The 11,651-nt window shown below is 58.0% G+C and carries 12 protein-coding genes; 3 read left to right on the forward strand and 9 right to left on the reverse strand.

Going from position 1 to position 11,651, the window contains the following annotated elements; genetic code table 11:
- Positions 1–95: 95 nt before the first annotated feature.
- Positions 96–1,103, forward strand: coding sequence for a flagella biosynthesis regulator Flk (flk, locus tag N2K86_RS15455; protein ID WP_260659191.1), 1,008 nt, complete (start codon positions 96–98; stop codon positions 1,101–1,103).
- A gap of 85 nt (positions 1,104–1,188) precedes the next feature.
- Here the strand turns inward: flk and N2K86_RS15460 are convergent, their stop codons facing one another.
- Both N2K86_RS15460 and fabB read right to left on the reverse strand, forming a co-directional pair.
- Entirely contained in the window at positions 1,189–2,367 is a 1,179-nt protein-coding gene (locus N2K86_RS15460; protein ID WP_260659192.1) for an MFS transporter, read from the reverse strand.
- Positions 2,368–2,434: 67 nt separating this feature from the next.
- Positions 2,435–3,652, reverse strand: coding sequence for a beta-ketoacyl-ACP synthase I (gene fabB, locus N2K86_RS15465; protein WP_010433229.1), 1,218 nt, complete (start codon positions 3,650–3,652; stop codon positions 2,435–2,437).
- Between the two features lie 158 nt (positions 3,653–3,810).
- Between fabB and mnmC the strand changes: the two genes are divergently transcribed.
- Positions 3,811–5,808: a bifunctional tRNA (5-methylaminomethyl-2-thiouridine)(34)-methyltransferase MnmD/FAD-dependent 5-carboxymethylaminomethyl-2-thiouridine(34) oxidoreductase MnmC gene (mnmC, locus tag N2K86_RS15470; protein ID WP_260659193.1), complete on the forward strand. Its 1,998-nt coding sequence runs from the start codon at positions 3,811–3,813 to the stop codon at positions 5,806–5,808.
- Between the two features lie 65 nt (positions 5,809–5,873).
- On the opposite strand, the gene N2K86_RS15475 is transcribed toward mnmC, so the two are convergent.
- From N2K86_RS15475 to prmB, 6 genes are read right to left on the reverse strand one after another with little or no spacing between them, the layout of a single operon-like run.
- Positions 5,874–6,149: a YfcL family protein gene (locus N2K86_RS15475; RefSeq protein WP_260659194.1), complete on the reverse strand. Its 276-nt coding sequence runs from the start codon at positions 6,147–6,149 to the stop codon at positions 5,874–5,876.
- 13 nt (positions 6,150–6,162) lie between these two features.
- On the reverse strand, positions 6,163–6,708 hold the full coding sequence (locus tag N2K86_RS15480) for an elongation factor P hydroxylase (RefSeq protein WP_260659195.1): 546 nt from the start codon (positions 6,706–6,708) through the stop codon (positions 6,163–6,165).
- Complete coding sequence (locus N2K86_RS15485; protein ID WP_260659196.1) at positions 6,708–7,517, reverse strand: sulfite exporter TauE/SafE family protein; 810 nt, start codon at positions 7,515–7,517, stop codon at positions 6,708–6,710. The genes N2K86_RS15480 and N2K86_RS15485 overlap by 1 nt, the downstream gene beginning before the upstream one ends.
- Entirely contained in the window at positions 7,517–8,341 is an 825-nt protein-coding gene (mepA, locus tag N2K86_RS15490; RefSeq protein WP_260659197.1) for a penicillin-insensitive murein endopeptidase, read from the reverse strand. Before mepA ends, N2K86_RS15485 begins: the two co-directional genes overlap by 1 nt.
- A gap of 2 nt (positions 8,342–8,343) precedes the next feature.
- A complete protein-coding gene (aroC, locus tag N2K86_RS15495) occupies positions 8,344–9,429 on the reverse strand; it encodes a chorismate synthase (protein WP_260659198.1) in 1,086 nt (361 codons plus the stop codon).
- Between the two features lie 60 nt (positions 9,430–9,489).
- On the reverse strand, positions 9,490–10,422 hold the full coding sequence (gene prmB, locus N2K86_RS15500) for a 50S ribosomal protein L3 N(5)-glutamine methyltransferase (RefSeq protein WP_260659199.1): 933 nt from the start codon (positions 10,420–10,422) through the stop codon (positions 9,490–9,492).
- Positions 10,423–10,567: 145 nt separating this feature from the next.
- Between prmB and smrB the strand changes: the two genes are divergently transcribed.
- Complete coding sequence (smrB, locus tag N2K86_RS15505; RefSeq protein ID WP_238458820.1) at positions 10,568–11,119, forward strand: endonuclease SmrB; 552 nt, start codon at positions 10,568–10,570, stop codon at positions 11,117–11,119.
- Between the two features lie 46 nt (positions 11,120–11,165).
- Here the strand turns inward: smrB and sixA are convergent, their stop codons facing one another.
- A complete protein-coding gene (sixA, locus tag N2K86_RS15510; protein ID WP_260659200.1) occupies positions 11,166–11,651 on the reverse strand; it encodes a phosphohistidine phosphatase SixA in 486 nt (161 codons plus the stop codon).

Genomic DNA, 11,651 nt, shown 5'->3' on the forward strand with positions numbered 1-11,651 from the left:
AGAGGAAGAAAACCTGCCAAGTGTGCCATAATCTCGCCGCCAGGCATATATGTCCGCCGGGTTAACGCTGAGTTTTGACTTTAAGGATTCCGACGATGCAGCCTATTTCAGGTACGCCGCCGCGCCCTCCGGGTGAAGGCCCCTTAACGCCGCCGAGTGTTGCAGGCGAACAGCCGCTCTCCACGCAACAGCGCACCGTGCTGGAGCGACTGATCACGCGCCTGATTGCGCTGACGTCGCAACAAAACGCGGAAGTCTGGGCCGGGGTGAAGCATGACCTGGGCGTGAAGAACGACGCACCGCTGCAGTCGCGCCACTTCCCTGCTGCCGAGCAGAACCTTAACCAGCGAATCAACGCCGCGCAGCAGCATCACACCACTCGCCAGATTGTGTCGCAACTGACCGAGCTACTGGGCCAGGGGAACAATCGCCAGGCGGTCAGTGATTTTATTCGCCAACAGTATGGCCAGACTGCCCTGAGCCAGCTCACGCCCGATCAGCTCAAAACCGTGTTGACGCTGCTGCAAACTAATCAGCTGTCGATTCCACAGCCTCAGCAGCGCCCGGCGACCGAGCGTCCGCTGCTGCCTGCCGAGCACAACACGCTCAAGCAGATGGTGACCAAACTGGCCGCCGCTACCGGCGAGTCGACAAAACTCATCTGGCAATCCATGCTGGAGCTGTCCGACGTGAAAAGCGGCGAGTTGATCCCGGCCAGACAGTTTACGCATCTGGTCACCTGGCTGCAGGCGCGCCAGACGCTCAGCACGCAAACTACCCCTACCCTGCACACGGTTCAGGCAGCATTGAAACAACCGCTCGAACCGCACGAGTTTGAGGCGGTTCGGGATTATGTCCAGCAGACCTGGCAGGCCACGCCACAAACGGTGCTGACCACCGCGCAGGTGCAGGATATATTGAATCAGATCTTTGTCCGTCGCGCCGAGCGCGAAGGCGGCATTCCTGAAGCACGGAACATTCAGCCGATTTACAGCCCGCTGTTTGCGCCAGTCGTCGAGACGTTCAGAACGCTCTCTGCGCGTCCGGGGTTGATGTTTATTGCGTTGCTGATTGCGCTGGCGATTTTCTGGCTGGTTGCTTAAAACTGCCGGGTGGCGGCTACGCCTTACCCGGCCTACGGTTCGTCCGGTTGTAGGCCCGGTAAGCGAAGCGCCACCGGGCATAAAACTACGATCTGCGAAACGCCACCAGCGTCACCACAATCCCCACTACCGCTGAAACGGCCCCGGCAAGAAATACCGACGGATAGCCAAAGGATGTCGCCAGCAGTCCCGCCAGCGGCGCAGTGACCCCGTAGGAGATATCCTGAAACGCGGCATACCCACCGAGCGCGGTGCCGCGCACCTGCGGGGCCACGCGTTTCACCACCTCAACGCCAAGCGCCGGGAAAATCAGCGAACAGCCGCAGCCGGTCAGCGCCGCCCCCAGCAGCGCAACGTAGGCATTGGGCGCCTGCCAGAGCAGCAGCAGACCCACGGTCTCAATGACCAGCGAGGCCACCGCCACCTTCACGCCGCCGAAGCGATCCGGCATCCAGCCAAAGAGCACGCGCATCAGCACAAACGCGCCGCCAAACGCGGTGAGCGTAAAGCCCGCCATCGCCCAGCCACGGCTCATAAAGTACAGGGAGACGAAGGTACCAATCACCGCAAAACCCACGCCCTGCAGCGCCAGGCCGAGACCCGGCTGCCAGATTTGGCCGACGACGCTCCACAGGGATGGGCGTTCGCCTTTATGGGCCGGGACTTTTCGCACTGAACCATTAAATGCCCACGCCAGCAGCGGCAGCACCATGGTGGTACACGCCAGTGCCGCAAAACCAAACTTGCTGTGGATCAGCAGTCCCAGCGGAGCACCTGCTGCCAGAGCACCGTAGATGGCCATCCCGTTCCACGACATGACCTTGCCCGAACGCGCAGGGCCAACCAGCCCCATCCCCCAGGTCAGGGTACCGGTCAGCAGTTGGCTTTCACCAAAGCCAAGGATTAAACGGCCCAGCACCAGCAGCGCAAATTTATACGCGGCGTCTACCGGCAGGAGCGCGGCCAGCAGCCATGCGCCGCCCGCCAGGCCGCAGGCAAACATGCCCTGTAACGCCGAGCGTTTTGCACCGTGCTGATCCGCCAGGCGTCCGGCGTAACCGCGGGTTAAAACCGTGGCTAAAAACTGAATGCCCACGGCAATGCCGACCAGGGTGTTGCCATAGCCCAGTTCCTGATGAACAAACAGCGGGATCACCGGCAGCGGCAGGCCAACGGTCATGTAAGTAAGAAATACCGCAAAAGCGATGCGGAACAGCGAGGTGTTCCCGGACGTGGCGTTTTTTTCTGAGGTTACGGCCGTCATGCATAACTCCGAATTCAGGCATAAAAAAGGGAGCCATCAGGCTCCCTTCTACTATACATTCAAACGCTTATGCTTTCAGCTTACGCATTACTAGCGTGGCGTTGGTGCCGCCGAAACCGAAGCTGTTGGACATAACGGTCGTCAGCGTCGCATCCGTTGGTTTGGTTACGATGTTCAGACCAGCAGCCTGCTCATCCAGCTCTTCCACGTTGATGCTTGGCGCGATAAAGCCGTGTTCGAGCATCAGCAGAGAGTAGATCGCTTCCTGCACGCCAGCCGCACCCAGAGAGTGACCGGTCATGGCTTTGGTTGCAGAGATCGCCGGGCTCTTATCCGCGAAGACTTCGCGGATCGCACCCAGCTCTTTCACGTCGCCTACTGGAGTAGACGTACCGTGGGAGTTCAGGTAGTCGATTGGGGTATCAACGCCGTGCATCGCCATCTTCATGCAGCGCACTGCGCCTTCGCCGGATGGAGCAACCATGTCTGCACCGTCGGAGGTTGCGCCATAGCCAACGATCTCAGCATAGATATGAGCGCCGCGAGCCAGAGCGTGTTCCAGCTCTTCAACCACAACCATACCGCCGCCGCCCGCGATAACGAAACCGTCGCGGTGTGCGTCATAGGTACGGGACGCTTTATCTGGCGTCTCGTTGTATTTGGTGGACAGTGCGCCCATCGCGTCGAACTCACAGGCCATTTCCCAGCCCAGCTCTTCGCCGCCGCCAGCAAATACGATGTCCTGTTTACCCAGCTGGATTTGCTCAACCGCGTTACCGATGCAGTGTGCGGAAGTCGCACAGGCGGAGCTGATGGAGTAGTTTACGCCGTGAATTTTGAACGGTGTTGCCAGGCAGGCAGAAACGGCTGAACCCATCGCCTTGGTCACAACGTACGGACCTACTGCTTTCAGGCCGCGTGGGCTGCGCATTGCGTCCGCACCGAATACCTGCGCTTTAGACGAACCACCGGAACCGGCAATCAGACCAACACGCGGGTTGTTCTGATAAACGTCTTCGCTCAGGCCAGCATCAGCAATCGCTTCCTGCATGGAAAGATAGGCGTAAATAGAGGCATCGTTCATGAAACGAACCACTTTACGGTCGATCAAACCGGTGGTGTCCAGTTTGACGTTACCCCATACGTGGCTACGCATTCCCGAATCTTTAAACTCTTCAGAGAAAGTGATCCCGGAGCGTCCTTCACGCAGAGATGCCAGGACTTCCTGCTGGTTATTACCGATGCTGGAAACGATGCCCAGGCCAGTAATCACTGCACGTTTCATTCAATACCTCTGTAAGTCGCACTATAGTAAGTTTCGAGTCGCACAATAGCGTACACTTGTACGCCGAACAAGTCCGATCAGACAATTTCTGAGGAAATTTGCACCGATGGGCTCACATCGTTAAGATCGTGCCACTGCCTGTCAGACGAGTAACTTACGTGAAACAAAACGCTATACAACCCGCCAACCTCGAATTCAACGCTGAGGGTACACCTGTTTCCCGAGATTTTGATGACGTCTATTTTTCTAATGATAACGGACTTGAAGAGACACGTTATGTTTTTCTCGACGGAAACCAGCTCGGCACCCGATTCCCCACGCATCCGCGCAGACTGTTCGTGGTGGCGGAAAGCGGATTCGGCACCGGGCTCAATTTTCTGACCCTCTGGCAGGCGTTTGATCAGTTTCACGCTGCCCACCCCGAGGCTACGCTCCAAAGATTACATTTCGTCAGTTTTGAAAAATTTCCGCTCACTTTGCACGATTTGCAGCTTGCACATCAGCGCTGGCCGGAACTGGCAACCTGGGCAGAGCAGCTTCAGGCGCAATGGCCACCGGCCGTGGGTGGCTGCCATCGTCTGATTCTGGACGGCGGACGCGTTACCCTGGATTTATGGCTGGGCGACATTAACGCGCTTACCGATCAGCTCGACGATTCGATGAATCAGAAAGTGGATGCCTGGTTTCTGGACGGTTTTGCCCCCGCCAAAAACCCGGATATGTGGAGTCAGCATCTGTTTAGCGCAATGGCGCGTCTGGCCCGCCCGGGCGCAACGCTCGCCACCTTCACCTCGGCAGGTTTTGTCCGCCGCGGGCTGCAGGAAGCGGGCTTTACCATGCGTAAAACCAAGGGGTTTGGCCGCAAGCGCGACATGCTGGTCGGGATGATGGAACAGACATTGACTGTCCCCGCTCAGGCACCGTGGTTTTCCCGTCGCGCCAGTGCAACACGTGAGGTGGCCCTCATTGGCGGCGGCATTGCCAGCGCCCTGCTCTCGCTCGCCCTTCTGCACCGTGGCTGGCAGGTCACGCTCTACTGCGCCGATGAAGCACCAGCGACGGGGGCCTCAGGCAACCGTCAGGGCGCGCTTTATCCTCTGTTGAGCGCGCACGACCCGGCGCTGTTCCAGTTTTTCCCGGCAGCATTTACGTTTGCTCGTCGTCTGTACGAACTTCTGCCTGTTGATTTTGACCATGACTGGTGCGGCGTGACGCAGCTCGGCTGGGATGAGAAAAGCCAGCAAAAAATCGCGCAAATGCTGTCCCTGGGCCTGCCTGAAGAAATCGCCCATGCGGTCACTGCGCAGCAGGTTGCTGAAACCGCGGGCGTCGACACCGGCTGCGGCGGCATACAGTATCCGCTCGGCGGCTGGCTGTGCCCGGCCGACCTGACGGCGGCGGCGATGACCCTGGCCCAGTCACGCGGGCTGACGGTGCACTATGCCCACACCGTGGAATCGCTTAGTCGGGCAGAATGCTGGAATCTGCGTTTTGCTGATGGCAAAGCGGCGCAGCACGCCAGCGTTGTGCTGGCAAACGGACATAACATCAGCCAGTTTATCCAGACAGAAACATTGCCGGTTTATCCGGTCGGTGGCCAGGTTAGCCATATCCCGACCACGCCCGAACTGAGCAAGTTGCGTCAGGTGCTGTGCTATGACGGCTATCTGACGCCGCAAAATCCGTCTAACGACCATCACTGCATCGGGGCGAGCTATCATCGTGGCGAAACGGAGATGCGCTACAGCGACGGAGATCAGCAGCAAAACCGTCAGCGCCTGATTGACTGTTTCCCGAATGCGGCGTGGGCGAAAGAGGTGGACGTCAGCGAGGGAGAAGCCCGCTGCGGCGTGCGCTGCGCCACGCGTGACCACCTGCCGATGGCGGGGAGCGTGCCTGACTATGAGGCAACGCTTGCGGCCTATCAGGATCTGGCTGAAAACCGGGACACGGCGATAAGCGCACCGGTGTATCCGGAGCTGTTTATGCTCGGTGGGCTGGGTTCGAGGGGGTTGTGCTCCGCGCCATTGCTGGCTGAGGTGCTGGCTGCCCAGATGAGCGATGAGCCGCTTCCGCTGGACAGGATTACGCTTGCGGGGCTCAACCCGAATCGATTGTGGGTACGGAAACTGCTGAAGGGCAAGAAGGTTAAGTAGGGCGCGGTCAAGTCCCCTCACCCTGACCCTCTCCCCAAAGGGGAGAGGGAAGAGAAGGCGGCGGCTTAGCGTTTAGCCTGCTGGAACAGATTGTCCCACATGCCCAACACCAGAGACTGGTCGCGCGGAGAGAGTTCCCCGGCCTGAATGGCTTTTTCCAGGCTGCGAGTGACTTCAGCGTGAACAGCATCAGCAGAGTGATCGTCACCTGCCTCCAGCTCGGCTACCGCCAGTGTCAGGTGACCACGCAGATAACCGCTGGCGAACAGCTCATCATCACTGGCGTGTTCCACCATGTCATCAATTAACGCCAGAATGCGTGATTCAAATTCTGCGATCATCTTCTTTCCTCTGTTAAATATCTTCCGGCCACGGGAAGCATTCCGCCGTGATTTCCGGCGTGTGGTAATAATCCTGTAACGCCTTGATAAAACGCGCCGGACGTTCCGGGATGCCTTTTTCAAGGTATTCCATCACCTGCGCATGCACGCGGCGCTGGAAGACAATACGGTCTGGCTCGAAGCCGCCTTCAAGGTTGTCACAGCTGACGTTAAACGGATAACCCGCCGCCACGCAAAACAGCCAGTCAAACGCCTGCGGTTTCACTTCCACATCTTCGAACTGGCCCTGGGTTGCGGCGTCACGCCCGTCCGGGCAGTACCAGTAACCAAAGTCCACGAGCTCGCGACGCGCTTTCCCCGCGATGCACCAGTGCGAAATTTCGTGTAACGCGCTGGCATAATAACCGTGCGCAAAGACGATGCGGTTATACGGAACCTCAGCATCTGCAGGAAGATAGATCGGTTCGTCGTCGCCTTTAATCAGACGGGTATTAAAATCATCAGCAAAACAGCCATCAAAAATCTCAATCAGCTGTTCGTATTTATGCGTACTGTTCATTAGTTCATCCCCAACCAGGTGAGGATCTCCTGTCCATGGCTGTCATAAAGAAGTTTGGCACTCATCACCGCCGAGACCACAACAATCATCGGACGGATCAGCTTTTGTCCCTTGCTTAATACCAGACGCGAGCCCGCGCGCGCGCCCAAAAACTGCCCCGCCATCATCACGAACCCGGTTGCCCAGATAACCTTACCGCCGATAATAAACAGCAGCAGACCACCGAGATTAGAGGTCGCATTCAGCACTTTAGCGTGAGCGGTAGACTTGGCGAGGTTAAATCCGGCCAGCGTCACGAACGCCAGCGCGTAAAACGAGCCTGCACCCGGGCCAAAGAAACCGTCGTAAAAACCGACGCAGCCCCCGGCAATGAGCGCAAACGGCAGGCCGTGCAGTCGACGCTGCCGATCTTCTTCACCCAACTTTGGCATCAGCAAAAAGTACAGCCCGATGCAGATAACCAGGATCGGCAGGATCTGGCGCAAAATATCCGACTGCACGTGCTGAACCAGCAGCGCGCCCGACGTGGAACCGATAAAGGTCATCAGGATATTGAGCTTCTGGTCGGCCAGGCTCACCACCTTGCGGCGGATAAAATAGAGCGACGCCGAGAGCGAGCCGCCGCAGGCCTGCAGCTTATTGGTGGCAAGCGCCTGCGCCGGGCTCATGCCTGCCGCCAGCAGCGCCGGAACCGTCAGTAAACCGCCCCCACCCGCCAGCGCATCGATAAACCCGGCGAGCATCGCAACAAAAAAGAGCACCGCCAGCAGCAGCGGTGACACCATAAACAGATCGACGAAATTATCCATTAAAGTACATGCTCATCCAGTAGCGCCTGGCAGGAAGGCGGCAACGGAGGCGGTGTCTTCTTCTCAGGCTTAGTGGTTCCAGGCTTCGCCGGTTCAAACCAGCTTTGCAGTTCATAACCACAACCATCGCCAGGCGGTGGAAGCGGCTGATCTTCACATTCAAGGCTGTTCGCCGGGCAGCGCAGACGAACGTGCATATGCGCGCGGTGCTGGAACCACGGGCGTACTTTGCGCAGCCAGTCGCGATCGGTTCCCGCATCAAGGCAGAGCTGCTGCTTGATGGCCGGGTTAACGAAAATCCGCGTGACGTCGTTATCTTCTGCCGCCAGCTTGATCATGCTGGAGACATCCTGCGTCCACAGGGAGGGCACGACGCGCTTACCGTCGCTCGCGACCAAATCCAGCGCCTGCGGTTTCAGCAGCTGCGAAGACGTCCAGCGCGTTTTCGGCAGTTGCAGGAAGATATCGACATCCAGTCCGGTTTGGTGGCTGGCGTGACCGCCGTTGAAGCGGCCCCCGGCAGGCATCCCCATATCGCCAATCAGCATCGTGCCCAGCCCCAGGTTATGCACCTGATTACCAAGGCGCTGTATAAACAGCACCAGATCCGGATGACCGAAATAGCGGCGCTGATCGGTACGCATCACCTGGTAGGTGTCCGACTGCAGCGGAAGTTCCTGCGCGCCCACGATGCAGCCGTTAGAGAAGGCACCAATGGACTGCGCACTCCCCGCCACCGGGTGGGTGATTTTTTGCCACGGCGTGGCGGCCATAGAGGCTCCACTGGCGAGCAGCGCCAGCAGAGCAATTGCGGTTTTTTTCATGTTTACCAGCGTGGAATGGTGGTCGTCACATCCGCGTTCTGCGCGCGCTGGCGCAGGAAGTGATCCATCAGCACGATCGCCAGCATCGCTTCTGCGATCGGCACCGCGCGGATCCCCACGCACGGATCGTGACGTCCTTTGGTGATCATCTCAACTTCTTCACCAGAGCGATTTATCGTGTGCCCCGGCACGGTAATGCTGGAAGTCGGCTTCAGCGCGATATTAGCAATAATCTGCTGCCCGCTGCTGATACCGCCCAGAATGCCGCCCGCATGATTGCTCTGGAAGCCCGCCTTCGTGATTTCGTCGCGGTTCTGGCTGCCGCGAAGCTGAACCACGTCAAAACCGTCGCCAATCTCGACGCCCTTCACCGCGTTGATGCTCATCAGCGCGTGGGCGATGTCGGCGTCGAGACGGTCGAATACCGGCTCGCCCCAGCCAGCTGGAACGCCGTCAGCCACCACGGTGACTTTCGCACCAATGGAGTCGCCCTCTTTTTTCAGGCCGCGCATCAGTTCGTCCAGCGCTTCAAGCTTGTCTGCATCCGCGCAAAAGAACGGGTTTTGCTCGACCTGGTCCCAGTCTTTGATCGCCAGCGGAATGTCGCCCATCTGGGTCAGACAGCCGCGGATAACGATGCCAAATTTCTGCTGCAGGTATTTCTTGGCAATCGCCCCTGCCGCCACGCGCATCGCGGTTTCACGCGCGGAAGAGCGCCCGCCGCCGCGATAGTCGCGGAAGCCATACTTTTGTTCGTAGGTGTAGTCGGCGTGGCCCGGACGGAAAACGTCTTTGATGGCGCCGTAATCCTGGGAGCGTTGATCGGTATTTTCGATCAGCAGGCCAATGCTGGTCCCGGTGGTGCGCCCTTCAAAGACGCCGGAAAGAATTTTGACCTGGTCCGGCTCGCGACGCTGCGTGGTGTAGCGAGAGGTGCCCGGACGTCGACGGTCGAGGTCGTGCTGTAAATCTGCTTCGGTCAATTCGATGCCGGGCGGTACGCCGTCGACAATGCAACCGAGCGCCAACCCGTGCGACTCCCCAAAGGTGGTCACGCGGAATATCTGTCCAATACTGTTTCCTGCCATCACGGCTCCGATGTTGTTGTTTGTGTTTGAGCGTTGTGAAACGGGCCGAAGCCCGCTGGATTAATCTTTATAGATGCTGAAGTGTTCGCGCGCGTCGAGCAGTTGCGCTTTGGTCAGCATAAAGACGCCGTCACCGCCGTTGTCGAACTCAAGCCAGGTGAACGGCACATCCGGGTACTGCTCTATCAGATGTACCATGCTGTTGCCCACTTCACAAATCAGAACGCCGTTGTCGGTCAGGTAATCCGGCGCGCAGGCCAAAATGCGGCGGGTCAGCTTCAGGCCGTCGGAGCCTGATGCCAGGCCCAGCTCCGGCTCATGGCGATATTCGTTTGGCAGATCGGACATGTCTTCCGCATCGACGTACGGCGGGTTAGTGACGATCAGATCGTACTGCAGCGTCGGCAGGTCGCGGAACAGGTCAGAGCGAATTGGCGTAACGTGATGGATCAGGCCGTGCTCTTCAATGTTGTGCTCGGTCACGGCCAGCGCGTCGGTGGAGATATCAACCGCGTCCACTTCCGCTTCCGGGAAGGCGTAAGCGCAGGCAATGGCGATACAGCCGCTGCCGGTACACATATCCAGAATGTGCTGAGGCTGATGGTTAATCAGGCCTTCAAAGTGATTATTAATCAGCTCGCCAATCGGCGAGCGCGGCACCAGCACACGTTCATCAACATAGAACTCGTGGCCGCAGAACCAGGCTTTGTTGGTCAGGTAGGCGACCGGAATACGCTCGTTCACGCGGCGGATCACGCGCTCAACGATACGGTGTTTTTCGCTGGAGGTCAGGCGCGCGGTGCGCATGTCTTCCGGAATATCCAGCGGCAGGTAGAGGGACGGTAGCACTAACTGAACGGCCTCATCCCACGGGTTATCGGTACCGTGACCGTACCAGATATTGGCGGCGCTGAAGCGGCTAACCGACCAGCGCAACATGTCCTGTATGGTATGCAGCTCGTTTACTGCTTCATCGACAAAAATTTTATCCACTCTTTCCTCCAGGGCATGCTCGCATAATTTTCGGCGGCTAGTTTGCCATGAAGACGGCGATAAATCAGCAATGACGCGTACCGCTTGAGGTTAAAAAATGCGTTTAGTCGGGTACACTATCGGAAATACGAGATGAGAATGCCAAATGAAAAAGAAAACATCGCTCAGCGAGGAGGATCAGACACTCTTCCGCCAGCTGATGACCGGGACGCGTAAAATCACGCAGGACACCATCGTTCATCGTCCTCAGCGCAAAAAAATCAGCGAAGTGCCGGTCAAACGGCTGCTCCAGGAGCAGGCCGATAACAGCCACTATTTTTCAGATGAATTTCAGCCGCTGCTCAACACGCAGGGGGCTGTGAAGTACGTACGTGAAGACGTCAGCCATTTTGAGCTGAAAAAGTTACGCCGTGGGGACTATTCACCGGAGCTGTTTCTCGATCTGCACGGGTTAACGCAGATGCAGGCGAAACAGGAGCTGGGGGCGTTGATTGCGGCATGTCGTCGCGAACACGTTTTTTGCGCCTGCGTGATGCACGGCCACGGCAAACATATTCTCAAGCAACAGACGCCGCTGTGGCTGGCTCAGCATCCACACGTAATGGCGTTTCATCAGGCACCCAAAGAGTACGGCGGAGATGCCGCATTGCTGGTGTTGATTGAAGTCGAGGAATGGCTGCCACCAGAATTACCCTGACAGGATGGCGGGAAGCACATGCCACCCCGCCATATCGCACGTCACGTCAGATCGCTTTTGCCATCTTCAGGTTGCACGGACTCATTTGCCAGTTAAAGACACCTTTGCCGGTTTCGTCGAGGGTGACGTTGGCAATGGCGGAGGTCGTGAACATAGGCGGCGTTTCGCCAGGGCACAGCTCAGATACCAGATAGCCGACCAGCGGCAGGTGGGAAATGACCAGTGCGGAAGCGACACCTTCATTGCACAGCGCCTGCAGATAGGCACTCACAAGACCTACATCGCCGCATGGGGTGAGTTCAGGGAGAACATCCACACTGGAAGGCAGGTTCATACACTCCCCTACCACGTCCAGCGTCTGTTCTGCACGCAGGAACGGACTCACCAGAACGCGTTCAATGTCCACTTTTTGACCGTTAAGCCAGGTCGCCATCAGACGAGATTCGTCGCAGCCACAGACTGTCAGAGGACGTACTGAGTCACTGGCGGCATCGAGTGCCGCGTCGCCGTGACGCATGATAAAAACTTGCAT

Source organism: Enterobacter mori (assembly GCF_025244905.1).
Classification (GTDB): Bacteria; Pseudomonadota; Gammaproteobacteria; order Enterobacterales; family Enterobacteriaceae; genus Enterobacter; species Enterobacter mori_A.

What these genes read in the sequence shown, in the direction of transcription:
- flk (WP_260659191.1), top strand. Translation starts at nt 96, where the DNA reads ATGCAGCCTATTTCAGGTACGCCGCCGCGCCCTCCGGGTGAAGGCCCC.
- N2K86_RS15460 (WP_260659192.1), bottom strand. Translation starts at nt 2,367, where the DNA reads ATGACGGCCGTAACCTCAGAAAAAAACGCCACGTCCGGGAACACCTCG.
- fabB (WP_010433229.1), bottom strand. Translation starts at nt 3,652, where the DNA reads ATGAAACGTGCAGTGATTACTGGCCTGGGCATCGTTTCCAGCATCGGT.
- N2K86_RS15475 (WP_260659194.1), bottom strand. Translation starts at nt 6,149, where the DNA reads ATGATCGCAGAATTTGAATCACGCATTCTGGCGTTAATTGATGACATG.
- N2K86_RS15480 (WP_260659195.1), bottom strand. Translation starts at nt 6,708, where the DNA reads ATGAACAGTACGCATAAATACGAACAGCTGATTGAGATTTTTGATGGC.
- N2K86_RS15485 (WP_260659196.1), bottom strand. Translation starts at nt 7,517, where the DNA reads ATGGATAATTTCGTCGATCTGTTTATGGTGTCACCGCTGCTGCTGGCG.
- mepA (WP_260659197.1), bottom strand. Translation starts at nt 8,341, where the DNA reads ATGAAAAAAACCGCAATTGCTCTGCTGGCGCTGCTCGCCAGTGGAGCC.
- aroC (WP_260659198.1), bottom strand. Translation starts at nt 9,429, where the DNA reads ATGGCAGGAAACAGTATTGGACAGATATTCCGCGTGACCACCTTTGGG.
- smrB (WP_238458820.1), top strand. Translation starts at nt 10,568, where the DNA reads ATGAAAAAGAAAACATCGCTCAGCGAGGAGGATCAGACACTCTTCCGC.
- sixA (WP_260659200.1), bottom strand. Translation starts at nt 11,651, where the DNA reads ATGCAAGTTTTTATCATGCGTCACGGCGACGCGGCACTCGATGCCGCC.